Origin of the sequence: Streptomyces cinerochromogenes (genome assembly GCF_014648635.1) — a bacterium.
Lineage (GTDB): Bacteria > Actinomycetota > Actinomycetes > Streptomycetales > Streptomycetaceae > Streptomyces > Streptomyces cinerochromogenes.
This window is the reverse complement of sequence record NZ_BMRM01000007.1, coordinates 11,443-37,015: the sequence shown is the minus strand read 5'-3', so window position 1 is coordinate 37,015 and position 25,573 is coordinate 11,443. Positions and strand designations below refer to the sequence as shown.

The following is a 25,573-nucleotide window of genomic DNA, read 5'->3' as shown; positions in this document are numbered from 1 at the left end:
GGGTTCTCACATCGCGGCGGGGCCCAGCCTCCTGAGGACGTCGAGCACGGTCTCCTGGCTGTAGAAGGCCTCGGGGGGCAGGGAGACGAAGAGCTGGATACTGGTCACACCGGGCAGGTGGTAGCGCATGATCTGCTCCCGGCACTCCTCCGGCGAGCCGCTGATGAACAGGCCGTCGACCACGTCGTCCGGGAGTGCCTTCTGGGAGCCGGCCGGGTCCGCCGCCTCCCACGCCTCGTGCACCTCGCGCAGCAGCTCGCCGTTGCCGAGCCACTCGTGGAACTTGCGGTAGGGCTCCCGGTTGAGGATCCAGGCGAGGAAGGGCCGCGCGTTGGCGCGTGCGTAGTGCTTGTCCTGCGTGGGACAGACGAACACCTTGACCACGAGTTCCTTGCCCACCGGCTGGGGCCCGACGGCCTGCAGGATCTTGGGCACGTCCTCGGGGAAGAGCAGGTTCGTGATCGCGCCGTCGCCCTCGTCGAAGGCGAGCCGGAGCATGTTGGGGCGCAGCGCCCCCAGGATCACCTTGGCCGGTTCGGCGGGCGGGTGCGGCAGCCGGTAGCCGGTGACGGAGAAGGTCTCGAACTCGTCCCCGATGTACTCGCCGCGCAGCGCCTTGGTGACGAAGCGCAGCACGTCGCGCGTGCGTTTGAACGGCTCCTCGAACGGGATGCCGTTGATGTCGCTGACGTGCGCGGGCACCGAGGAGCCGAGGCCCAGCAGCAGGCGCCCGGGGGCGAGCTGCGCCAGGGTGGCCGCGGTCTGTGCGATCACGGCGGGTCCGCGGGTGAAGACGGGCACGATTCCGGTGCCCAGCCGCAGGGTCGGGGACCAGGCCGCCGTGGCCGCGAGCGGGGTGAAGGCGTCGGTGCCGCCTCCCTCCGCCGTCCAGACGTCGGAGTAGCCGATCTCCGGCAGCCGCTCGACGATGTGCCGGTGGTGGCCGATCGTGATGCCGGGAAGGGGCAGGGTGACGCCCCAGTTGGGCTGTGCGAGCGGAGAGCTGTCGCTTGAGGGCACGGGTGACGAGGTCCTTTCCGGTAGCAGAGCGCGCGTCCCGGGTCGCGACCACGGGTGCGGCGAGTTCAGCATCCGGGTTCGAAGGGATCCGAACCAGCCAGGTGTTGATGGCATTACTTTCACTAACAGGACCAACGCCTGGCTGGCTGGCCCGCACGGGGACGGCCAGGGTGGTCGAGCCGGCAGCCGGATCCTCCGACCGCTCTCGCTCGAAAGGCAGTTCCCCCATGGACAGTCCGCCCACCGCACCCGCCGACCCGGCTTCCGCCCCGGCACGGTTCCGCTGGGGGCCCTACGCCTCGGTGTTCCTGTTGCTGTTCCTGTTCGGCACCGAGACGTTCCTGGTGTCCCCGCTGCTCCCGACGATCGCCGACGACCTCGGCATCTCCGAGCAGTCGGCGGCGTACAGCGTCACGGCGTACGTGCTCGTGTACGCGGTGTGCGCCCCGTTCCTCGGCCTGCTCAGCGACCGCATGGGACGCCGTCGCACGCTGCTGCTGGGCTCGGTGCTCTTCCTGCTGTCGAACGTCGCCGCCGCCCTCTCCGACGGCCTGACGCTGCTGGTCCTCTCGCGTGCCCTGGCCGGTCTCGCGGCCGCCGCGGCGGGTCCCGCGATCTGGGCGCACATCGCGGAGACCACCGAGGACACGGTGCGCGGGCGCGCCCTGGGACTGGGCATGGCGTTCTTCTCGTGCGGCCAGGTGCTCGGCGTGCCGCTGGGCAGCTTCCTGGCGGGTACGGCCGGCTGGCGGTCGGCGTTCTGGGCCATGGCCGCGGGCACGCTGCTGGTCGTCCCGATGCTGCTGAAGCAGATCCCGGCCAGTGCCGCCCGGGCCGCCGGCGGCCCGGGGGTCGGGGCGGTGTTCGCCGCCTGGGGGCACCCCGCGCTGCGCAAGGCGCTGCTGGTCAACACCGCGTTCAACGCCGCCAACCTGGGCGCCTACACGTTCCTGGGCGCGGTGCTCGCGGAGCGCTTCGACCTGTCCGTCTCCGCGCTGGGCCTGGTCGGCATCCTCGTCGGCCTCGGCAGCGTCGTGGGTTCCACGGTCGGCGGCCGGCTGGGCGACCGGGCGCGGGCCCAGGGCCGTACGCACCTTCCGATGCTCGCCGTGTGGGGCCTGCTGCTGGCCGCCGGTGTCGCGCTCACCGTCTGGGGCCCCGGACTGGTCGTCGCCCTGGTGGGTGTCGCCCTGTGGTTCCTCGCCAGCGGCGGCTTCGTCACCGACCAGCAGACGCTGGCGGGCACGGCCGCCCCCGAGCTGCGGGCGACCTCCAGCGCCTGGCTCACCTCGACCATGTACGCCGGTACCGGTGTCGGCGCCTGGGTCATCGGCCGGTTCTCCGACCTGACCCTCGCCACCGCCGTGGTCGGCGTCGGCCTGGCTCTGGTCGCCTCGCTCGGCGGTCTGCTGGTCAGCACCCAGCTGCGGCGTGACACCGGCAGCAGGCCGCTCGTCGACGCGATGGGAGCCCCGAAGGAGGCCTGAGCCCCGGCTCGGGCAGTGCTCCCCCACCCAAGGACAGGGCTGAAGGCGCGGTCAACCGATCCCCCGCGGACGCGCCTTCAGCCCGCTTTGCGTGCCAGGCCGACACAGCGCAGGGGCCGGTTCACCAGAGCCGACACCCTGGCCCCGTCGTCCTGGCTCTCCGGCGTGAACAGCAGGATCAGCGAGGCCGGGTCGTCCACCGGGCGCAGGGACGACAGGGACATGCGGATCGGCTCGCTGCCGACGGGGGTGGCGGTGACGACGCGGCTGGTCAGCTCCCCCACCGAGTGGCAGCTCCACCAGTGGCTCAGCTCGGGCACGTCCGCCGCCAGCCGGCCGTACAGCGCGGCGATGCGCTCGTCGGAGGGGACCCGGCCGGCCTGGGCGCGGAAGTGCTGGAAGACGCTCATGGCGAGCGGTTCCCAGTCGGTGTCCCGCAGGGCCCCGCGCAGCCGCTCGTCGGCGGCCATGAACCACATCAGGTTGCGCCGGTCGGCCGACACCGCCGAGGGCTCCCCCCAGACGGCGGACCACGCCGCGTTCCAGGCGACCAGGTCGAAGTTCCGGTCGAGCAGGACGGCCGGGCTCACCGGCCAGGAGTCCAGCATGGGCTGCACCGCCCCGTTCACGGGCCCGCGGGCCGGACTCGCCTCCGGCTCGTAGTAGCCGGCCAGTCTCAGCACATGGCGCATCTCGGCGTCGTCGAGGCGCAGCGCCCGGCCGACGGACTCCAGAACCTGCCGTGAGGCGGTGACCCTGCCCTGTTCCAGCCAGGTGTACCAGGCGATGCTCACCCCGGAGAGGGAGGCGACCTCTTCCCTGCGCAGGCCGGGGGTCCGGCGGCGGGAGGTGGGCGGGAGGCCGACGTCCTCCGGCTTGAGCAGGGCCCGGTGGGCCCTCAGGAACGCTCCGAGTTCTTGGCTTGCGGCGGGAGTTGACATGTGTGTGTCTCCTTACGCGGGCCATGAGGGCCCGGCCATGATAGACCGCGCCGAAAGGGCCCGGCCGGACTCCTTCGTCGGAGACCGGCCGGGCCGTTCGGCGGCTGGGTGCGGCGGTTCAGCCGCGGGTGGTCGTCTTCCACAGCCGGACCGGCATGCTGCTCACATGCCCGCGTTCCCGCTGGCGCCGCCACGCGGCCTCGCCGACGGCGCGGAAGAAGTCGGCGCGGAGCCCGGGTTCGACCATCCGGCTGTAGTAGTCGCCGAAGGTCGCGGCGTGGAAGTGTTCGTACTCCGCCGCGCTGCCGACCTGGACGACGGCGTCGCGGTCAGCGGTCGCGGCGACCCGCAGCCGCTGCTCCAGGAGCCGGTGCAGCCCCTCGGCGTCGCGGGTGCGGGTGGCGATGGGCAGGACGTCGTGCTCGGCGAACAGCCGGGGGACGAGTGCGCGGTCGGTACCGAGGGCGACCAGGGCCTCGCGCACGATGTCGTCCTCGCCGCCCAGGCCGTGTTCGTCACGCGCCGGGTGGTACGTGGTCAGCAGGAACGTGCCGCCCGGGGCCAGGTGCTGCCCCACCCAGGCGAAGATCCGCTCCTCGACGGGGTGGAGCCAGTGCAGCACCGACGTCATGGTGACCAGGTCGGGCGAGATCTCCAGCGGTTCCGGCCTGGTCAGGTCGGCCTGCCGCAGACGTACCCGGTCGCCGAAGCGGCGCAGCCGGTCGGCGGCCTCGCGCAGGCGGTGCTCGGACTGCTCCAGGCCCACCGCCCGCTGCAGGGACGGGCAGCGCTCCAGGGTGGTCTCCAGCAGCTGTCCGATCCCGCTGCCGAGGTCGACGTGGACCCGGGGCGCGGCCGGCGCCTGGCCGAGCACCCAGTCCTGGTCGTTGGCCTGGCGCAGCCGGCTGGCGTCGGCGTACCCGGCGAGGGTGCTGGCCTGTATCTCCACTGCGGAACTGGTCACGAACGCTCGCCTTCCGGGGTGTCTGCGGTGGTGGCGGGGCCGGCCGGGCCGGAGATCAGCCGCTCCAGGCGGCCCCGGATCTCGGTCTGGTCCTGGCGCTTGAAGATGTTGATCCGGTTGCGGGCCAGGTCGCCGCGGTGCACGTACTCGTACAGGTCCTGACGCTGGCCGAAACTGTCCCCCGTCAGGTCCCAGGCGAGCCGGAAGAGCCGCGACTTCTTGTCCGCCGGGATGTTCTTGCCGCGCATGTAGCGGTCGAGGAGCGGGCGGAGCCGCTCGTTGCCCAGGTCGTTCTCGGTGGGCTGCATCAGGACGCCGGCCGAGCCGATGTTCCGGACGACGGCCACGGCGCTCGCCGCGACCTCCGCGGACCACACGCGGCTGGCGGCGGTGTCGCCGGGCGCCAGCAGGCCGCTGTCGGTGACGGTGGCCCGGGCCTCCGCCGCGTCGATGAAGTACTCCGTCATCTCGGTGTAGGTGGCCAGCTTGCCCAGCTCTTCCTGGACGTTGCGGAACCCGTCGACGCCGATGGCCTCGGCGAGCATCGTGGCCGTGGCGAGGAGCGTGCGCAGCCGCTCGCGGTAGCGGATGTGGCCGATGTACGCGCTCCAGGCGTTGATCCGGCCCAGTCCGGTCCGGGCCAGGGCGCCGTCGCGCAGCAGGAAGACGCGGTCCCAGGGCACCAGGACGTCGTCGAAGAACAGCATGGCGTCCTGCTCGTCGAAGCGGCCGGCGAGCGGATGGGCGTGGCCCCACGGCTCGGCTCCGAACGGCTCCCGGCACAGCGTGATCAGGCCCGGGGTGTTCAGCGGCAGGGCGCACCAGACGACGAACTGCTCGGCGCTGCGCTGCGTGAAGGAGGCGGACAGGTAGACGAGCACCTCGTGCGCGGTGGGTGCCAGCGTGGTCAGCTGCTTGGCGCCGCGGACCACGATGCCCCTGTCGTTCTCCTCCACGACGCGCAGGGCGAGGTCGGGGTCGTCCACGGGGTCCGCGGACCGGTCGATCTGCGGATCGCCCAGGGCGTGGGTCAGGACCAGGTCGTGGGTGGCGCAGTGGCGGTACCAGGCCTCGGCGTTGGCGCCGAAGCCGGCCTGGTTGCGCTCGAGCCGGTGGCGGAAGTCGTACAGGCCGAGGGCGATGCTCGACATGAACGCCGGGGACCGGCCGTGCTGGCCCATGCTCTCCCGCAGCCACAGCTCCGCGCTGCGGCGCTGGGCGCGCAGGTCCTCCAGGGTGCGGGTCGGCTGGTAGGCGCGGCCCAGGGTGAGGCCGCTGTCCGGGTCCTTCCACGTCATCAGGGGGGCGTGCTCGGGGTCGTGCTGCAGGTCGAAGAGGCGGGCGAGTTCGTCGACGGAGGGCTTGAACGCGGGGTGGTTCGCGGGGTCGGTGATGCGCTTGCCGTCGAGGTAGAGTTCGCGCCCGTCGTCCAGGCTGGCGCGATAGGCGTCGCCGGTCCGCACCCCGAGGTGGCCCTTGCCCGGGTCGGTGGTGGCCGTTTTGCTCATGTGCGTACTCCAGATGCCGTGGGCGCCCGGTGGGGGCGCGGGGCTGACGGGGCGGTGAGGGGGGCCGGAGCGTGGTAGCCGCCCTCGTGGTAGAGGAGCGGCTCGCCCTCCGAGCAGGCCACCGCGACGGGCATGCCGATGAGGATGCTGTGGTCGCCGCCCGGCAGGACGGTGTGCAGCCGGCAGTCGAACCAGGTCAGGCAGTCGTCCAGGACGGGCGCTCCGGTGACCTCGGTGCGGGTGCGGACCTCGGCGAAGGCGCCGGTGGCCCGGCCCGCTCCCGGGGTCGCGAAGCGCTGCGAGAGCTGCTCCTGGCCGACACGCAGCACGCAGACGGCCAGCCGGCCGGTGTCCCGGGCGGCCTGGACCAGCGGGCTGTGCCTGCCGACGGCGACGCTGATCAGCGGGGGGTCCATCGACAGGGTGACGAACGAGGACACGGTCTTGGCGAAGAGGTCCTCGCCCTGCCGCGTGGTGAGGACGGCCACCCCGGTGGCGCAGCAGCGGGCGGCCTTGCGGAGGGCGTCGGGGTGGATCGCCCGCGGCTGTCCGGCCGGCGCGGTCATCGCAGCACCACCTTGTAGGCGCGCAGCCATTCGTCGACCTGGAGCAGGTGGTCCAGGCCGCCGACGGGGTTGGGCGCGGTGCGCGGGCTCGGCAGCGGCCGCCCGTCCCGGACGGCGTCGCGCACCCGGTCCCTGTCGACCAGGTCGAAGACCGGGGCTCCGGGGTCGGCGAGCAGTTCGTGCATCCGGGCGGTGAGCACCTCGGTGTACCGGACGGCGGGGGTGGAGGGGTAGCCGCTCTTGGGCCGGTCCACCACCTGGGCGGGCAGCAGGTCCCGCACGGACTCGCGCAGCACTCCCTTCGGGGTGCGGCCGAGCGACTTCGTCTCCCACGGGATGTTCCACGCGTACTCCACCAGCCGGTGGTCGCAGAACGGCACCCGCACCTCCAGCCCCACCGCCATGCTGACCCGGTCGACGCGGTCGAGCAGCGGCGGCAGCCAGCGGGTGAGGGCGAGGTGGCCGACCTGGCGCAGGCGTCGCTGTGCGCCCTCCTCGCCGGCGAGTTCCGGGGTCCCGGCCAGCGCGTCGCGGTACTGCTCGGCGGTGTACTCCTCCGGCCGGACCGCGGCCCGCACATCGGGCCGCAGCAGCGCGGCGGGCGTCTCGCGGCCGTGCAGCCAGGGGAAGGTGGCGGCGGCGACGGCTTCGGTGGCGTGGAAGTAGGGGTAGCCGCCGAAGACCTCGTCGGCCGCCTCGCCGGAGAGCGCGACCGTCGACTGCCGCCGGACCTCGCGGAACAGCAGGTACAGGGACGCGTCCATCTCGCCCCAGCCGGGCCGGTCGCGGGCGCGCAGCACCATGTCCCTGGCGTCCAGCAGATCGTCGTCGGGGACGACGACGCGGGTGTGCCGGCTGCCGACGTGGTCGACGACGGCCTGGACGTACGGCGCGTCGTGGGTGGTGCGCCATGTGTCGGGGCGCAGGGCGGTGGCGCTGCCGGGGAAGTCCACCGAGAAGGTGTCGATCTTGTCGTGGCCGTCGCGCTCCCGGGCGAGCGCCGCGAGGGCGGTGATGGCGCTGGAGTCGACGCCCCCGGACAGCAGGGTGCACAGCGGTACGTCGCTCAGCAGCTGGCGTTCCACGGTGTCCGTGAGCAGCTCCCGGATCCGTGCGGTGGTGGCCGCCGCGTCGTCCTCGTGTGCCGCGGAGGTCAGCTGCCAGTAGCGCACCTCGCGGGTGGCGGCGCGGGTGACCCGCAGGACGTGCCCGGGGCGCACCTCGCGCATTCCGCGGAACAGTCCGTGCCCGGGCGTGGGGGCCGCGGGCAGCGCGAACAGCTCGGCGATGCCTTCCGCGTCGAGTTCGGCGCGGAACTCCGGGTGGGCGAGGACCGCTTTGGGCTCGGAGCCGAAGAGGAGGCCGTCGGCGTACCCGTGGTAGTAGAGGGGTTTGACACCGAGCCGGTCGCGCACCAGCAGGAGTTCCTGGTCTCGGGCGTCCCACAGCGCGTAGGCGTAGATGCCGTTGAGGTGCTCGGGTGCCGCCGCGCCCCACTGGAGGTGGGCGCGCAGGACGACCTCGGTGTCCGACTCCGTGCGGAAGGCGTGCCCCAGGGAGCGGAGTTCGGCGCGCAGCTCCCGGTAGTTGTACAGCTCGCCGTTGTACGACAGGACCGCCCGCGGTGCCTGCTCGTCGCCGGCGTCGGTCAGCGGCTGGGTGCCGCCGGCCAGGTCGATCACGGCCAGCCTGCGGTGTCCGAGCGCGGCGCGGGCGGACAGCCAGGTGCCGCCGTCGTCGGGTCCCCGGCAGGCCAGGGTGTCGGTCATGGCGCGCACGGTGTGCTCCCGGCCGCGCAGGTCACGCTCCCAGTCGACCCAGCCCGTGATGCCGCACATCACGCCTCCTGAGCGGTGTTCGGGGCGGTGGCCCGCCAGTGGCATCCGTGTCCGTCGCCGTCCTGGCGCAGTTCGTAGGAGACGTCGTAGCCCTTGGCGCGGACGTTGGCCGACATGGCGTGCGTGCAGTAGGTGCACGGCGAGGCGAGCGTGAGGCGCACCCCGTTGCTCCTGGCCTTCTCCCGGTAGTCCCAGATCCCGCAGTGCGTGATGGCCAGGGCCGCGGTGATGGCGGGCCCGGGGCCCGGGGGCAGGTCCAGCTCGTAGTCCGAGCCGTACAGTTCGGCCTGGCGGGCGATGCGCCGGATGGGGTCCGCGGCGCCACGGCCGAAGTCGGGTTCGACCGTGCGGTGCACCTCGGCGTTGGAGGCGGCCCACTCGGCGAGGATCTCCTCGCCGTACCGGGAGATCAGGAACCGCTCCATCAGGGCCTGGCCGCGGAAGAAGACCCGCTGCCACTCGGACGGCATGTCCGGGGAGGACAGGGGCAGGTCCGCGAACAGCTCGGCCTGGAGGCCGAACCAGGCTTCCAGGTCGGCGTCGCCGCCGCGGGACACCAGGAACCGGGTGAGTCCGGCTTCGGCCTCGTGCAACCGCTGTCGCCACAGTGCCGCGCGCTCGGCGTCGGACATCCCGGCGATGACCGACCCGGCCGGGCGCCGCGGGGCGGTGACGCGCTCGCTGCTGTGTCCGGCGGACGCGCGGGGCCCGCTGCCGGAGTCGACGGACAGGGGTGCCGCGGGGCCCGGGGCCGGGTCCACAGCCGTCGCCCCTTTGGCCGCTGCACTCATCAACTTCTCCCTCTGCTGAATGCGGGCCGGCTTCGGGCAGCCGGCCTGTGGCCACGCTAGGAATCGGGCCCGGTCCCCCAGAACCTCCCTTCGTCTCATGTGAGGGTGACCTTCGGATGCCCCCGTGCCCTACCAGAGGCGGGGAAGAGGGGGGTCCCTGCGGACGGGAGAGCGGGGTGGGCCCGCACGGGTGGCGTGTGCGGCCCTGGTCAAGGGCGTGCCGCACCGGCCGGCGTCGCGCCGGGGCGGGGGGCCGCGCCGGCGCGGGGCCGGGGCGGGGCCGCGGCCGGGAGGGCCGGGCCTGGTCCCTTCGGCGACCGCGGGTGGTCCCGGGGCTCCCCGGCGCCCGGCGCGCGCCGCCGGCGGTTCAGCCCAGGCCCTGCCGGTGCGCGTAGAGCGCTGCCCGGAGCCGGTCGGGCTGGCGGATCTTGCGCATGGCCTGGGTCAGGTGCTTCTTCACGGTGGGCACGGAGAGGGAGAGTTCCCGCCCGATCTCCGCGTTGGACAGTCCGCGGGCGAGCAGCGCCAGCACGTCGCGCTCGCGGTCGGTCAGGCGGGCGTCGTCCACCGCCGGTTCCTGCGTCTCCAGCGGATCGGGGGCGCTGTGCTCCTCGCCCACGGGGGCCGGCAGGAAGATCGACCCCCCGGCGCTGACGATCGCCAGTGCGCGGATGACGCACTGCGGGTCCTGGTCGAGCGGGAAGGCGCCGCTCACCCCGGCCTTGAGCATGCGGCTCACCTGGGCCGCGTTCTCGACCCGCCGCAGGAGGACGACCCGGGCGTCCGCGGCGTCCTGCGACTGGCGCAGGCTGCGCGCCAGGGCGAGGTCCTTGCCGAAGTCGTCGGTGGCGCCGAGGAGGATCAGGTCGGGCCGGTACCGTCCCGCCTCGGACAGCGCGTGCGCGTGTTCCCGCACCGCGCCCACCACCTGAAGGCCCTCGCCACGCGCCCCGTCGAGCACACTGCGCAGGCCGGCGAGCGGGATGGCGTGTATTCCGGCGAGAAGAATGCGGGCCTTGACCCAGGGAGCGTTCGCGGCGCTGTTGTTTCCGGCGGGATTCGACAGCGGCGTCACCCGCAATTCACGCCACCGCTGGTCGGCCAGCGCGGCCACCTCGCGGAACAGCCTCTGGTGACCGGCAGCTCGGTCAAACGGATTGCACGCCTCGACCTCGATCATTTCCTGCTCGGACAGACGGGCCACGGTGAGGTGCGGGGAACGCCGGTTCGCCTGCTGGCGCCCCTTGCGCACCACACCCGCGGTGGACCTTGCTCCGGCAGTAGAGCTGTTCACTTTGTTCCCCCCGAAGGTCACAGACAGGAGCAGCGTCCGAACCGCGCGGTTCAGACGAGATCGCCCGGCACCGCCGTCAGGTGAGCGTGGCTCCCTTTGTCTCGCGCATGCCGGCGTATACGAGCGTGGAAATCAGGGTGAGTCCGGATACGTACCAGGCGAACCAGTCCGCGTGGTTTCTGTCGATGAGAGTGGTGGCCAGATACGGGGCCGTCCCGCCGAAGGCGGCGACGGTGACCGCGTAGGGCAGGCCGATGCCCGCCGAACGCACTCTGGCCGGAAAGAGTTCGGCCATGACCGCCCCGCTCACCGCGCTGTAGCCGGTGAGCAGGACCATGCCCGCGCAGGAGATCAGCAGCAGGCTCCAGAAGGAGTCGCGGAGCAGCTCCAGCAGCGGAACGGTGAGCACCGTGAACCCGGCTCCGAACGCGATGAGCAGCGGCTTGCGGCCCACCCGGTCCGAGAGCATGCCCGCCAGTGGCTGGAGCGCCGTGAAGAAGGCCAGGGAGAGGGTGCTGACCAGCAGGGCGGTGCCGGGGGCGAGGCCGACGGTGAGCCGGGCGTAGGTGGGCAGGAAGGTGGTCCAGGTGTAGAAGACGACGGTCGCGCCGAGCGTCATGCCGACGACCAGCGCCGCTTCGCGGGGATTGCTGCGCAGGAACTCGAAGGCTCCGGGCCGGTCGGCCGGTTCCGGGGCGGGCTGGTGGGTCTCCTGTGTCCCGTGCCGGATCCAGAGCCCCGCCAGGCAGGCGACGGCGCCGAACGCGAAGGCCAGGCGCCAGCCCCAGGAGTGCATCTGCGCGGTGGTCAGCTGAGCGGCGAGCAGGGCGGCGACGCCCGAGGCCAGGAGCTGTCCGAGGTTGCCGCTGACGTAGCCGATGCTGGAGTACAGGCCGCGTCTGCCGGCGGGTGCGGACTCGGCCAGGAAGACCGCGGAGACGGTGGACTCGCCGCCCACGGACAGCCCCTGCAGGAGTCGGATGACCACGAGCAGGACCGGCGAGGCGACGCCGATCCGCTGGTAGGTGGGGAGCAGGGCCATCGCCAGCTGACCGGCGCCCATCAGGCTGATCGTCGTCGCCATCGCCGCGCGGCGTCCGTGCCGGTCGGCGAGGAGACCGATCAGGAGTCCGCCGACCGGACGGGCGGCGAAACCCACCGCGAACACCGCGAAAGCGCTCAGTGTCGCGACGACCGGGTCGCCGCCGGGTGGAAATATCTGGTCGGCGAAGTAAGCGGAGAGATAGGCATAGGCGAGCCAGTCGTACCACTCGGCGAGATTGCCGGCGGAGGCCGCCAGCAACTGGCGTCGCCCTCTTCGGATCGGTAAAGCCGAGGCGCGCGACAGGTCGGACGACGTGTCGAGCCTCATGAACCTGTATGGCCTTCAGTGTGGTCAACGGCGGAGGAACTCATAGAAGGTCATCTCTCGGTGTCGGACTCGCTAGCACAGGTGCGATACCGACATCAACCGGACGGCGCTGTCCGCTGTGGCGGTATTGCTGCGCGATGCGCTGCCAGGGCAAAAGCCAATGGATCCTCACTCCGCACCCGAGCGCATGTCAACTGTCGTCCGGCCGGAACGCTTTTCTTTCCGCGAGCGTGGCGCAAAAAAGACCCATCGATTTCCGGCCGCACTCGGGAGGCGCCGGGAGCGCGGGCGAACGGGCGGATTCCGGCACGAACGCCGAACCGGCACCGAACGTGCCGCGTCAGTACGTTGACATCGTCAACGTACTGACACCTACCCGCTCACCGCCCCTCTCGTGTACACTCCCCTCAACCTCACCGCTCCCCTGACAGGATGGGCAGCGCGACGGCAGCACAGGGCAGAGGAGCGGCAGTGGGCCACCAGCTCATCGACGGCAGATTCCGCATCGGGCGTGCCATCGGCAGGGGCAACATGGGAGAGGTCCATCAGGCCGAGGATCTGCGGGCCCCCGAGGGGGCTCCCGGGCGTACGGTCGCCGTCAAGACCATCCTGCGCCGCCGCACCGGCATACGCGTGACCGACGGAAGCGACACCAAGGCGGTGGAGCGCTTCGCCCGCGAGGTGGCCATCATGCGCCGGCTCGACCACCCCAACCTCACGCGACTCGTCGCCGGCGGCATCGCCGAGGACTGCGACGACCTGCCCTACCTGGCCATGGAGCTGCTGGACGGCCGCTCGCTGCGCGACCTGGTGGAGGAGGAGTCCCAGCTGCCGGTCGCCTGGGCCGCCGCCGTCGGCGCCCAGATCGCCGCGGGTCTCGCCGCCGCGCACGCGCAGGGCGTGGTCCACCGCGACCTGAAGCCCTCCAACGTCATGCTCACCCGCGGCGGCACGGTCAAGGTGCTCGACTTCGGCATGGGCAGCATCGTCGACGACCCGGACCAGACGCGGCTGACCAGCACCGGCGTCAGCGTGGGCACGGCCCGCTACATGGCGCCGGAGCAGTGCCAGGCCAAGCAGGTCACGCAGGCCGCCGACCTGTACGCGCTGGGCTGCGTGCTGTACGAGATGCTGGTCGGGGTCCCGCCGTTCACCAGCGAGTCCGCCTACGAGCTGGCCGAACGGCACGTCCGTCAGGAGCCGGCCCCCCTCCGCCGGATCCGCGCCGGCATCCCCGCGGAGCTGGCCCGCCTCGTCGACCGGCTGCTGGCCAAGGACCCCGCGGACCGCCCGGCCGACGCCGTGACCGTGCGGGACGCGCTGCTCCCCCTCGCCGTGCCCGCCGGCGAGCGGAGCCTCGTACCCGCCTGGGACGAGCTGGACCCGACGCGGCCCCTGCGGCGGGCGGCCCCGGAGCCGGTCCGCTCCCCCGCCCCGCAGCGGCCGGCCCCGGTGACCGCGTCCGGTTCGGGCATGGACGTCTTCCGCGTCCACGAGACCCTCATCCGCGACTACCGCTCCTTCACGGAGGGCGGCACCGTCATCCGTGACGACCGCGTCAAGGCGTACGTCGCGAAGGACCTGGACGACAAGTCCCAGTGGCCGAATCCCTGGCTGTCGCTCAACCCCTTCTTCCAGGGCGGCGGCTCCGTGGTCGAGCTGGCCCAGCAGAAGGTGCTGCACCCGGAGTGCGCCCGCGTCTTCCAGGCGCGGAAGACCCGGGGCGGCACCGTGTGCGACGGCCGCCCGCTCACCCTGCACCAGCACCAGCGCGACGCCATCGACGCCGCCGCCTCCGGCGCCTCCTACGTGCTGACGACCGGCACCGGATCCGGCAAGTCGCTGTCCTACATCGTCCCGATCGTCAACCGGGTGCTCCACCAGCGCGACGAGGAGGGCCCGAACGCCCCGAAGCGGGTCCGGGCGATCATCGTGTACCCGATGAACGCGCTCGCCAACAGCCAGCTGGAGGAGCTGCGGAAGTTCCTCCACGACGGCTACGGCGAGGGCCGGGAGCCCGTCACCTTCGCCCGTTACACCGGTCAGGAGGACGACCAGCGGCGCAGGGAGATCCGCGACAACCCGCCGGACATCCTGCTCACCAACTACGTGATGCTGGAGCTGATGCTGACCCGCCCGGCCGACCGGGCGAGCCTCATCCGCATGGCCCGGGGCCTCGAGTTCCTGGTCTTCGACGAACTGCACACCTACCGCGGGCGCCAGGGCGCGGACGTCGCCCTGCTGATCCGCCGCGTCCGCGAGGCCTGCCAGGCCGAGAACCTCCAGTGCATCGGCACGTCGGCCACCATGTCGACGGAGGGCACGCTGGAGGACCGGCGCCAGGTGGTCGCCCGCGTGGCGAGCACGCTGTTCGGTACGACGGTGCGCCCCGAGCACGTCATCGGCGAGACCCTGGTCCGCGCGACCGGCGAGGCCCCCGCCGCCGTACCCGCCGAGCGGCTCACCTCCCCCGCGCCGCGCGGCTACGACGACCTCGTGCGCGACCCGCTGGCCCGCTGGATCGAGGACCGCTTCGGGCTGGCGGAGGACACGGCCGGCGGCCGCCTGGTACGCAGGCCCCCGACACAGGTCGAGGTCGCCGCGCGGGAGCTGCACGAGCTGTCCGGGGTGAGCGAGGAGAGGTGCGCGCAGGCGATCCGGGACACGCTGGAGGCCGGCTCGCAGGCACGCAACCCGCGCACCGAGCGCCCCCTGTTCGCGTTCCGCCTGCACCAGTTCCTGTCCAAGGGCGACACGGTGTACGTCACCCTGGAGGACAAGGCCTCCCGTCACCTCACCCGCTCCTACCAGCTCGAACAGCCGGGCACCGGCGGCAAGTTGCTGATGCCGCTGGCGTTCTGCCGGGAGTGCGGCCAGGAGTACCTGACGGTGTGGCGCACGGAGAAGGACGGCGAGGTGCGCTACGAGGCCCGCCGCGACACCTCGGCGACGGGCGGCCGGCAGGGCGACGGGTACCTGTACGTCGACCACGAGCGGGAGTGGCCGTCCGACGTGCAGTACGCGGTGCACGACCGCCGGCTGCCCGAATCCTGGCTGGAACTGGACGACAAGGGCCAGGAGGTCGTCAAGCGCGCCTACCGCGACCGCGTGCCGAGGGCCGTCACCGTGGACCCGTTCGGCCACGAGGGCCGGGGTGAGCTGAAGGCCGCGTTCATCCCCTCGCCGTTCCTGTTCTGCCTGCACTGCGGTGTGGCCTACGAGCAGACGCGCGGCCGGGACTTCGCCAAGCTGGCCACGCTCGACCAGGAGGGCCGCTCCTCCGCGACCTCGCTGGTCTCGGCGTCGATCGTCCGCTCGCTGAAGGCGGTACCGCGGGAGGCGCTCGACCCGCGGGCCCGCAAGCTGCTGACCTTCGTCGACAACCGGCAGGACGCCTCCCTCCAGGCCGGGCACTTCAACGACTTCGTGCAGATCACCCAGCTGCGCGGCGCGCTGTACCGGGCGGCCCTGGACGCCGGCGAGGAGGGCCTGCACCACGAGGAACTGGCCTCGGCGGTGACCAACGCGCTGGCCGTCTCCTCGGTCGACTACACGGGCGAGTCCGACCTGCCGCCGTCGCTGGCCCGCAACGCGGCCCGCACGCTGCGCGACGTGGTCGCCTTCCGGCTCTACCTCGACCTGGAGCGCGGCTGGCGCGTCACCATGCCCAACCTGGAGCAGACCGGCCTGCTGGAGATCGACTACGAGGACCTGGACTGGGTCGCCGCCAGGCAGGACCGCTGGGACGGCACCCACCAGGCCCTGCGCGACGCCGACCCCGCGCTGCGGGCCGAGATCACCAGGACGCTGCTGGACGAGATGCGCCGCTCGCTGGCCATCGACGTGTCCTACTTCCGCGACGACACCTTCGACTCCCTGCAACGCGCCAGCGAGGAGCGGCTGGTGGACCCGTGGGTGCTGTCCTCCGCGGACAAGCCCCGGGTGGGCACCGCCTATCCGCACCCCTCGCGTCCGGGCATGGACCGCTCCGGTCTGTTCCTGTCGGCGCGCGGCAAGTTCGGCAAGTACCTGCGGCGCGCGGACCGTGCCTTCCGCGACCTCGACCAGGACGACCTGCAGCTGATCATCACCGAGCTGCTGAAGGTGCTGGCCGGGGCGGGCCTGGTGAAGGAGGTGGAGGCCGCCCCGCAGCGGGCGGGCCGCTACCGCAGGGGCTCCTCCGCCACCACGACCGGGTACCGGGTGGCCGCCCAGTCGCTGGTGTGGCGGGCCGGCAAGGGCGAGTCGGGCGCCCACGACCCGCTGACCCGCACCTACCAGAGCGGCGACGGGCCCCGCATCAACACGTTCTTCCTCACGCTGTACCGGGAGACGGCGGACGCCCTGTCCGGCCTGTACGCCCGGGAGCACACGGCGCAGGTGTCGCCGGAGGACCGCGAGGCGCGCGAGAAGGCCTTCCGCGAGGCCGAGCTGAAGCTGCTGTACTGCTCCCCCACGATGGAGCTGGGCGTCGACATCTCCGAGCTGAACGCGGTGATGATGCGCAACGTGCCGCCCACCCCCGCCAACTACGCCCAGCGTTCCGGCCGCGCCGGCCGCAGCGGCCAGCCGGCGCTGGTGACCACGTACTGCGCGACGGGCAACAGCCACGACCAGTACTACTTCCGCCGCTCGGAGCGGATGGTGGCGGGCTCGGTCGCCCCGCCGCGCCTGGACCTGGCCAACGAGGACCTGGTCCTCTCCCACCTGCAGGGCCTGTGGATCGCCGAGGCGGGCCTGCGCCTGGGCCGCTCGGTCCCCGACGTCCTGGACGTGTCGTACCCGGACTCCGGCGACCGCCCGGACCCGGCGCTGCACCTGCTGCCCCACATCGAGGCCGCGGCGCACGACGAGAGCGCCCAGCGGCGCACGGTGGACGCGGCCCTGCGCGTCCTCGGCCCGCTGCTGGAGGACTTCGCCGACACCACGTGGTGGCACGACGACTGGATCGAGGACAGGGTGCGGACGGTCGCGGAGCGCTTCGACCGCGCCTTCGACCGCTGGCGGAGCCTGTTCCGTGCCGCGCTGAACGACCAGTACGTCCAGAACCGGCGGCGCCTGGACTACAGCCTCACCGAGACCGACCGCAACCGCGCCAACGCCCGCCGCCGCGAGGCCGAGACGCAGCTGAACCTGCTGATGAACGAGAGCGCCGACAGCAAGTCGGTGCTGTCCGACTTCAACCCCTACCGCTACCTGGCCTCCGAGGGGTTCCTGCCCGGCTACAGCTTCCCGCGCCTGCCGCTGGCCGCGTACATCCCGACGGTCGGCCGCCGCCGCGGCGACGGCGACTACCTCCAGCGCCCCCGTTTCCTCGCGATCCGCGAGTTCGGCCCCGGTGCGCTCGTCTACCACGAGGGCGCCCGCTACCAGGTGACCCGCGTCCAGCTGCCGCCGGACTCCTCCGGCGAGCTGACCACCGGCGAGGCCCGTCGCTGCGCGCACTGCGGCTACCACCACGACCCCCAGGACCGCGAGGACCGCTGCCGGTTCTGCGACGAGCCGCTCGGCGCGGCGACGTACGGCCTGCTGCAGCTGCACACCGTGTACACCACCCGCCGCGAGCGGATCTCCTCGGACGAGGAGGAGCGGCGCCGCGCCGGCTTCCGGCTTCAGACGTCGTACCGCTTCCACGACCACGGCGCCCGCAAGGGCCGTCTGAACGCCACGGTCGCCGACGGCGGCGGGCAGCTCGCCCGGATCGCCTACGGCGACTCCGCGACCGTCCGCATCACCAACACCGGCCGGGTCCGGGCGCGTACCGACGAGCCGGTCGGATACTGGCTGGATCTCGCCGACGGCCGCTGGATGAACGACAAGGACGCGGCGGAGGCGTCCGGCGACTCCGGTGAGCTGCCGCTGGTGGACGCCGACGGCAACGAGCGGCGCCGCAAGAAGCGGGTCATCCCGTACGTGGAGGACCGGCGCAACATCCTCGTCGTCACCCTGGACGAGGCGCTGCCCGAGCCGGTCGCGCTGACGCTCATGTACGCGCTGGAGCGGGGCATCGAGGCCGCGTTCGAGCTGGAGGACGCCGAGCTGGCCGGCGAACTGCTGCCGCCGGACGACGGCCCGCGGCGCCGCATCCTCTTCATGGAGGCCGCGGAGGGCGGCGCGGGTGTGCTGCGCCGGCTCCAGGCCGAGGACGAGGCCCTCGCCAGGGCGGCCCGCCGCGCGCTGGAGATCTGCCACTTCTCCCCCGAGGGCGAGGACCGGGGCGACGAGGCGCACCGCCCCGGGCGCCCCTGTGCGCGCGGCTGCTACGAGTGCCTGCTCACCTACGGCAACCAGCTCGACCACGCGCAGATCGACCGGCGCACGGTGGCCGCCCTGCTGGTCCGGTTCGCCTCGGCCACGGCCCGGCGCGAGGAGCGGGGCGAGTCCCGCTCCGAGCAGTACCGGCGGCTGCTCGCCGGCCCCGCCGCGGCGACGGAGGCCACACCGGCTGAGGCCGCACCGACTGAGTCCGCACCGGCTGAGTCCGCACCCGCCCGGCAGTCCGCCGCCGGACCGGCGGACCAGGGCGACTTCCTGGGCTGGGTGAAGGCGCGGGGCCTGCGGCTGCCGGACGAGAAGGACGTCTTCCTCACCGAGGCGAACGCCTCACCGGACTTCGTCTACCGGCTGCCCGGCGCGAACGTCGCGGTGTTCGTGGACGGCCCCGGCACCGAGGAGAGCGCCCTGCGCGACGCCGACGCCGAGGAGCGGCTCTACGACGCCACCTGGGACGTCGTCCGCTTCCCGCACGGCGCCGACTGGGACGCCATCGCCCGGGCCCACACACGCTACTTCGGCTCTCCGGCCGCGAACCGCCCCTGACACCAAGAGGATTTGACGATCACTATGGCATTCACGTTCTCCGCCGGATCCCTGGTGAAGGCCCGCGGCCGCGAGTGGGTGGTGCTCCCCGAGAGCGAGCCCGACCTGCTCGTGCTGCGCCCGCTGGGCGGCTCGGACGACGACATCGCGGCGGTCCTCCCGTTCGAACCCGTCGAGGAGGCCCGCTTCGCCCCGCCCGAGCCGTCCGACCTGGGCGACCAGCGCGCGGCCGGTCTGCTGCGCACGGCGCTGCGGGTGGGCTTCCGCTCGGGCGCCGGCCCGTTCCGCTCCCTGGCGGGCATCGCGGTGGAGCCCCGCGCCTACCAGCTCGTCCCGCTGCTGATGGCGCTGCGGCAGAAGACCGTCCGCATGCTGATCTCGGACGACGTCGGTATCGGCAAGACGGTCGAGGCGGGCCTGATCGCGAGCGAGCTGCTGGCGCAGGGCGAGGCGACGGGCCTGGCCGTGCTGTGCTCGCCCGCGCTGGCCGAGCAGTGGCAGCAGGAACTGCGCAGCAAGTTCGCCATCGACGCCGAGCTGGTGCTGGCCTCGACGGTGTCCCGGCTGGAGCGGGGCCTGGACCTCGGCCAGTCCCTGTTCGACCGGTACCCGAACGTGATCGTCTCCACGGACTTCATCAAGTCCCCGCGCCACCGCGACGACTTCGTGCGCCACTGCCCCGACCTGGTGATCGTGGACGAGGCGCACACCTGCGTGGCCGCGGACGACACCTCGGCGAGCGCCCAGAGCCAGCTGCGCCACGAGCTGCTGCGCCGCGTGGCGGAGGACGCCGACCGGCACCTGCTGCTGGTCACGGCGACCCCGCACAGCGGCAAGGAGTCGGCGTTCCGGAACCTGCTCGGCCTGGTCAAGCCGGAGCTGGCGCACGTCGACCTGGAGTCGGAGGCGGGCCGGAAGCTGCTGGCCCGGCACTTCGTGGCCCGCAAGCGGGCGGACGTACGGCAGTACCTCACGAAGGAGGACGGCCTGGCGGACGACTCCCTCGCCGAGCGCACCGCGTTTCCCTCGGACCGCTACTTCAAGGACGAGACGTACAAGCTCTCCCCCGGGTACCGGGCCCTGCTCGACGACGCGATCGCGTACGCGAGCGAGCGCGTCGAGGAGGCGGGCGGCCGGGGCCGGCGGGAGGCCCGGATCGCCTGGTGGTCGGCGATCGCGCTGCTGCGCTCGCTGGTGTCGTCCCCGGCGGCCGCCGCGCAGACCCTCACGACCCGGTCGGCGGCGGCGATCGCCGCGAGCGCGGAGGAGGCCGACAAGCTGGGCGCCCCGCTCACCAGCGACGCGGCCGACAGCGACGCCCTGGAGGGCATGGACGTCGCACCGGGCGCCGAGACGGACGAGGGGGCGCCGAAGTCCCGGCTGGCGGAACTCGCCGAGCGGGCCCGGCGGTTGGAGGGCCCGGAGCAGGACCACAAGCTGAAGGCGCTCATCAGGCAGCTCAAGGCGCTGCTGGCCGACGGCTACCACCCGATCGTCTTCTGCCGCTACATCCCGACGGCCAAGTACCTGGCCGAGCAGCTCGCGAACGACCCGGAGAAGAAGAAGCGCGGCCCCCTGGGCGCGAAGACGATCGTGAAGGCGGTCACCGGCGAGCTGTCGCCGCAGCAGCGCATCGAGCGGATCGAGGCGCTGGCGGCGGAGGCCGGCGACGACGCGGCGGCGCGCCGCGTCCTGATCGCGACGGACTGCCTCTCGGAGGGCGTCAACCTCCAGCACCACTTCGACGCGGTCGTCCACTACGACCTCGCCTGGAACCCCACCCGCCACGACCAGCGCGAGGGCCGCGTCGACCGCTACGGCCAGCGCCGCGACGAGGTCCGGGTCATCACCCTGTACGGCGACGACAACGGCATCGACGGGAAGGTCCTGGAGGTGCTGATCAAGAAGCACCGCCAGATCAAGAAGGACCTCGGCATCTCGGTCTCCGTCCCCGACGAACTGTCGACGGGCGTGACGGACGCGATCGTGGAGTGGCTGCTGATGCGCGGCCGCGAGACCGAGGACGCGCTGTTCGGCGCGGACGCGTTCAAGGTGAGCCGGGAGAAGCTGGAGAGCGACTGGAACTCGGCGGCCGAGCGCGAGCGGACCTCCCGCTCCCGTTTCGCGCAGCGCTCGATCCACCCGGAGGAGGTGGCCCGCGAGGTCGCCTCGATCCGTGCGGCGCTGGGCGGCGCGGGCGAGATCCGGACGTTCGTACGGGAGTCCCTGGGCGCGCTGGGCGCGGTGCTGCGCGACCAGGGCGGCTCGGGGGACTTCACCGCCCAGGTCGGCGGCACCCCGGTGGGCCTGCGGGACGCCCTCGCGTCCACCGTGGGCGCGGAGGTGATCGAGAAGGACCGCGAGATCCCGTTCCGCGGCGACCCCGCGGTGGCACGCGGGGAGGCGGCCCTGGTCCGCACGGACCCGGTGGTGGGCGCGCTCGCGTCCCACGTCCTGAACGCGGCCCTGGACCCCCGGGCGGAGGGGGCCCGCCCGGCACGCCGCTGCGGTGTGGTCACCACGGACGCGGTGACCACGCGCACCACCCTGCTGCTGGTCCGCTACCGCTTCCACCTGACGCTCCCCTCGCGGGGCGGCGAACGGCAGCTGGTGGCGGAGGACGCGAGGCTGCTGGCCTTCGAGGGCGCGCCGCGCAACGCGGTCTGGCTGCCGCAGGAGCGCGCGGTGGAGCTGCTGGACGCCACGGCGGCGGAGAACACCGACCCGCACTTCGGAGAGCGGACGATGACCCGCATCCTCGGCCAGCTCCCCGACGTCCACGCGCACCTGGAGACGTACGGCGACGAGCTGGCCGCCGAACTCGATGCCGCCCACCGCAGGGTCCGCGCCGCATCCGGCGAGATCGTCCGCGGCCTGTCGGTGACGGCCCAGAAGCCGGCGGACGTCCTGGGCGCATACGTCTACCTGCCCGCCACCCCGTCCGCTTCCGCAGGAGCCCCCGCCTGATGTCCGCCACCACCCGCAACCAGGTGTTCACCGCCGTCCACACGGTCGGCGGACTCCTGCCGGCCGACATGCTGCTGCGCGTCTCGGAGGGCAGGGACGTCCCCGGCTCCCGGCCCGCCGACTACGGTCTGCCCTCGTCCCGTTCGGTACGGGACGAGGCGGAACGCAGCTGGGAGTACCTGAAGCCGCTGTGGCGGGAGCTGCGCGAGCGCCTGCCGGAGGACCCGGACACGGGCGTCCCCGCCGCCGACCCGACGGGCATCGCCCAGTCCGACTGGCTGACCCCCCTCTGGCGCGAACTGGGCTTCGGCCGGCTCACCCCCGTCGGCCAGGCGGGCATCACCGCCGACTCCGACCCGGGAAAGAGGTTCCCGGTCTCCCACCGCTGGGGACACACCCTCATCCACCAGACGCCCTGGAACACGGAGCCGGACAGACGACCGGGCGGCGCCGGCACGGTCCCGCCCCAGTCCATGCTCCAGGAGTGCCTGAACCGCACGGAGGCCCACCTGTGGGGCGTCCTGACCAACGGCCGCCGGCTGCGCCTCCTGCGCGACTCCAGCGCGCTCGCCACGGCGTCGTACGTCGAGTTCGACCTGGAAGCGATCTTCGACGGCGAACTGTTCAGCGAGTTCACCCTGCTGTACCGGCTGCTGCACGCGTCCCGGTTCGAGGTGGCGGAGGGGGCCGCGGCGGCCGGGTGCCGGCTGGAGCAGTGGCGGACGGAGGCGATCGCGTCCGGCACGCGCGCCCTGGACCAGCTGAGGAGGGGGGTGCAGGAGGCGATCACCACGCTGGGCACGGGCTTCCTGCGCCACCCGGACAACGCGGCGCTGCGCGAGAACCTCGACGTGAGGGCGCTGCACACGGCGCTGCTCCGCCTCGCCTACCGACTGCTGTTCGTGTTCGTGGCGGAGGACCGGGACGTGCTCCACGGCCCCGGCGCGTCCGAGCGGGCACGGGAGCGGTACGCCAGGTACTTCTCCTCGGCGCGCCTGCGCGCCCACGCGCGTCGCCGCCGGGGCACCTCCCACGGCGACCTGTACCAGTCCCTGCGCATCGTCCTGGACGCCCTCGGCGACGAGCACGGCCGGCCGGAGCTGGGACTGCCCGGCCTGGGGGGCATCTTCACCGACACGGAGGCCGACGCCCCGCTGCGCGGGCTGTCCCTGGCGAACGAGTACCTGCTGACGGCTGTACGGCACCTGTCCCAGGTCCGTGACAACGGCTCGCGGCGCCGGCGCGCCATCGACTACCGCCACCTGGACGCCGAGGAACTGGGTTCGGTCTACGAGTCCCTGCTGGAGCTGGTCCCGCAGCACAGCGCGGCCGAACGCACCTTCGAGCTGGTGGAGCTGGTCGGCAACACCCGCAAGACGACGGGCAGTTACTACACCCCGTCCGGGCTCATCGAGCGCCTGCTGGACACCACGCTCGACCCGGTGCTCGACGACGCCGTCAAGCGCGGCGAGGCCGCCGCCTCGGCGGCCGGCGCCGCGGACGCGACGGACGCCATCGTGCGTGAGCTGCTGTCCCTGACCGTCTGCGACCCGGCCTGCGGTTCGGGGCACTTCCTGGTGGCGGCGGCGCGCAGGATCGCCAAGCGGGTCGCGGCGGTGCGGGAGCGTCTCCCGGAACCCCCTGTCGAGGCGGTGCGGCACGCGCTGCACGAGGTCGTCGCCCGCTGCGTGTACGGCGTGGACCTCAACCCGATGGCCGTGGAACTCGCCAAGGTGTCGCTCTGGCTGGAAGCCCTCGAACCGGGCAGACCCCTCGGCTTCCTGGACGCCCACATCAAGCACGGCAACGCCCTGGTCGGCGCGACACCCGCCCTGCTCGGCAACGGCGTGCCCGACGAGGCGTTCAAGCCGATCGAGGGGGACGACAAGAAGTACGCCAAGGCCCTGGAGAAGCAGAACCGGCGGGAACGCGCCGGGCAGGGCGGCCTGTTCGACCTGGACACCGAGACGAAGGTCGCCAACGCCGCCTTCGCGTCCCGGCTGCGCCGCATCACCGCCGCCGGCTCCGACACCCTGGCCGAGGTCCGCCGGCAGGAGGCCGCCTACCTCGACTGGTCCCGGTCGGCCGAGTACACGCACGCCCTGCACGTGGCGGACGCGTGGTGCGCGGCGTTCGTGTGGCCGAAGAGGCCCGGGGGCCCGCTCGCGGTCACCCAGGACGTCTTCCGGAGTCTTCAGGACCCGTCGGCCGACGCGGCGCCGCGGTCCACGCACGAGGAGATCCGACGCCTCAGGGACCAGTACGCCTTCTTCCACTGGCACCTGGAGTTCCCGGAGGTCTTCTCGGTACCGGAGGCGGGTGCGGCGACCGGTGGCCTCGACCCGGCGACGGGCTGGGCCGGGGGGTTCGACTGCGTGGTGGGGAACCCCCCGTGGGAACGCATCAAGCTCCAGGAACAGGAGTTCTTCGCGCAGCGCGACCCCGCCATCGCGAACGCCGGGAACGCGGCCGCCCGGAAGAAGCTCATCTCCGGGCTCAGGGACACCCGCGACGGTCATGTCCTGTACGCCGAGTACGAGGCGGCGAAACGGCGGTCGGAGGGCGAGAGCCACTTCCTGCGCGACGCCGGCCGCTGCCCGCTGACGGGCCGCGGGGACATCAACACGTACGCCGTCTTCTCCGAGACGGACCGTCTCCTGACGAGCCCGCACGGCCGCATGGGCGTCATCGTGCCCACGGGGATCGCCACCGACGCGACCACGCAGTACTTCTTCAAGGACCTCGTCCGCACGGGGGCCCTCGCGGCGCTGTACGACTTCGAGAACGCCGCGCCGCTGTTCCCGAACGTGCACCGCTCGTTCAAGTTCAGCATCCTGTCCCTCGCCGGCCGCGCCGCGCGGGAGCCGAAGGCCGAGTTCGCCTTCTTCCTGCACAGTCCCCAGGAACTGGACGAGCCCGGGAAGTCCTTCACGCTGACACCTGAGGAGATCACGCTGCTCAACCCGAACACCGGCACGTGCCCGGTGTTCCGCTCCCGCCGCGACGCCGAGATCACCCTGGGCGTCTACCGGCGGGTCCCCGTCCTGGTCGACGAGGGCGCACCCGGTGGGAACCCCTGGGGCTTCCAGTACACCGAGGTGCTGCACCTGTCCCACGCGGCCGGGGAACTCCTGGACAGCGAGCCGGACCAGGGTGCCGCGTACAAGGTGTACGAGGCCAAGATGCTCCACCACTACGACCACAGGTGGTTCACCTACGCCGACGAGGACACCGTCGTGCGCACGGACCCCGCCGCGGAGGCCCGGCCCCGCTACTGGGTGCGCCGCGGTGTGGTGGACGACCGGCTGGCCGGCCGGTGGGACGCCGACTGGATGCTGGGCTGGCGGGACATCTGCCGGTCCACCGACGAACGCACGGTGATCGCGGCGCTCCTTCCCCGGGCCGCCCTCGCGAACACCCTGCCGCTGGCGTCCCTGGCCGACCCCGGCCACGCGCCCCTGCTCGTGGCCGCGCTCTCCTCCTTCGCGCTGGACTACGTGGCACGCCAGAAGGTCGCCGGCACCCACCTGACCATGATCTACCTGCGCCAGCTGCCCGTACCGTCCGCACGGACGCTGGCCGCCCACGGCGCGTACGTGCGGCCGCGCGTCCTGGAACTCGTCCACACGGCGGCGGACATGGCGCCCTTCGCGCGGGACCTCGGCGACGGCGGGCCGCCCTTCCGCTGGGACGAGGCGCGCCGCCAGGTGATCCGCGCGGAGCTGGACGCCCTCTTCTTCCACCTGTACGGGATCTCCCGGGAGGACGTCGTCCATGTGCTCGACACCTTCCCCATCGTCAAGCGCAAGGACGAGGCCAGGTACGGCACGTACCGCACGAAGGAACTGATCCTCGGGGAGTACGACCGCATGGCGGAAGCCGGCCTCACGCCGGACAACCCCCTGGTGGAAGGCGACACCTACACCTCCACCCTCACACCGCCCCCGGGCCACGGTCCCCGCCACGCCCTCCCGGCCACCTGACGCGGCAGCCGTCCGAGGCGTGC

General features: G+C 72.7%; 13 protein-coding genes. 4 read left to right on the top strand and 9 right to left on the bottom strand.

What is annotated here, in order from left to right; translation table 11 throughout:
- Positions 1 to 6 precede the first annotated feature (6 nt).
- Positions 7 to 1,020: an LLM class F420-dependent oxidoreductase gene (locus IEZ20_RS15305; protein ID WP_229896079.1), complete on the bottom strand. Its 1,014-nt coding sequence runs from the start codon at positions 1,018 to 1,020 to the stop codon at positions 7 to 9.
- A 227-nt stretch (positions 1,021 to 1,247) separates the two neighbouring features.
- On the opposite strand from IEZ20_RS15305, the gene IEZ20_RS15300 reads away from it, so the two are divergent.
- Positions 1,248 to 2,507 (top strand): MFS transporter, encoded by a 1,260-nt coding sequence (locus IEZ20_RS15300; protein WP_189298617.1) that lies wholly within the window; start codon positions 1,248 to 1,250, stop codon positions 2,505 to 2,507.
- Positions 2,508 to 2,584: 77 nt separating this feature from the next.
- On the opposite strand, the gene IEZ20_RS15295 is transcribed toward IEZ20_RS15300, so the two are convergent.
- From IEZ20_RS15295 to IEZ20_RS15260, 8 genes are all read right to left on the bottom strand, one after another.
- The gene (locus IEZ20_RS15295; RefSeq protein ID WP_189298615.1) at positions 2,585 to 3,448 is read right to left on the bottom strand and encodes a helix-turn-helix transcriptional regulator; all 864 of its coding nucleotides are present in this window, start codon (positions 3,446 to 3,448) and stop codon (positions 2,585 to 2,587) included.
- Positions 3,449 to 3,566: 118 nt separating this feature from the next.
- Positions 3,567 to 4,412, bottom strand: a complete 846-nt coding sequence (locus tag IEZ20_RS15290; protein ID WP_189298613.1) for a class I SAM-dependent methyltransferase — start codon at positions 4,410 to 4,412, stop codon at positions 3,567 to 3,569.
- Positions 4,409 to 5,920, bottom strand: a complete 1,512-nt coding sequence (locus IEZ20_RS15285) for a 4-hydroxyphenylacetate 3-hydroxylase family protein (RefSeq protein ID WP_189298611.1) — start codon at positions 5,918 to 5,920, stop codon at positions 4,409 to 4,411. Before IEZ20_RS15285 ends, IEZ20_RS15290 begins: the two co-directional genes overlap by 4 nt.
- Positions 5,917 to 6,486 carry a flavin reductase family protein gene (locus IEZ20_RS15280; protein ID WP_189298609.1) on the bottom strand — a complete coding sequence of 190 codons (570 nt, stop codon included), beginning with the start codon at positions 6,484 to 6,486 and terminating at the stop codon, positions 5,917 to 5,919. The genes IEZ20_RS15285 and IEZ20_RS15280 overlap by 4 nt, the downstream gene beginning before the upstream one ends.
- Entirely contained in the window at positions 6,483 to 8,324 is a 1,842-nt protein-coding gene (gene asnB / locus IEZ20_RS15275) for an asparagine synthase (glutamine-hydrolyzing) (protein WP_189298607.1), read from the bottom strand. The genes IEZ20_RS15280 and asnB overlap by 4 nt, the downstream gene beginning before the upstream one ends.
- Positions 8,324 to 9,115, bottom strand: a complete 792-nt coding sequence (locus IEZ20_RS15270; RefSeq protein WP_189298605.1) for a hypothetical protein — start codon at positions 9,113 to 9,115, stop codon at positions 8,324 to 8,326. Before IEZ20_RS15270 ends, asnB begins: the two co-directional genes overlap by 1 nt.
- A gap of 367 nt (positions 9,116 to 9,482) precedes the next feature.
- A complete protein-coding gene (locus IEZ20_RS39690; RefSeq protein WP_229896078.1) occupies positions 9,483 to 10,370 on the bottom strand; it encodes a LuxR C-terminal-related transcriptional regulator in 888 nt (295 codons plus the stop codon).
- A gap of 115 nt (positions 10,371 to 10,485) precedes the next feature.
- Positions 10,486 to 11,712, bottom strand: coding sequence for an MFS transporter (locus tag IEZ20_RS15260; protein ID WP_308434666.1), 1,227 nt, complete (start codon positions 11,710 to 11,712; stop codon positions 10,486 to 10,488).
- Between the two features lie 540 nt (positions 11,713 to 12,252).
- Between IEZ20_RS15260 and IEZ20_RS15255 the strand changes: the two genes are divergently transcribed.
- Genes IEZ20_RS15255 through IEZ20_RS15245 form a run of 3 tightly spaced genes read left to right on the top strand, consistent with a single transcriptional unit; the run spans position 12,253 to position 25,550 of the window.
- Positions 12,253 to 18,600, top strand: a complete 6,348-nt coding sequence (locus IEZ20_RS15255; protein WP_229896077.1) for a protein kinase domain-containing protein — start codon at positions 12,253 to 12,255, stop codon at positions 18,598 to 18,600.
- Between the two features lie 24 nt (positions 18,601 to 18,624).
- Positions 18,625 to 21,567 (top strand): DUF8741 domain-containing protein, encoded by a 2,943-nt coding sequence (locus tag IEZ20_RS15250; protein ID WP_189298598.1) that lies wholly within the window; start codon positions 18,625 to 18,627, stop codon positions 21,565 to 21,567.
- Complete coding sequence (locus tag IEZ20_RS15245; RefSeq protein ID WP_189298596.1) at positions 21,567 to 25,550, top strand: Eco57I restriction-modification methylase domain-containing protein; 3,984 nt, start codon at positions 21,567 to 21,569, stop codon at positions 25,548 to 25,550. Before IEZ20_RS15250 ends, IEZ20_RS15245 begins: the two co-directional genes overlap by 1 nt.
- Positions 25,551 to 25,573: the final 23 nt, after the last annotated feature.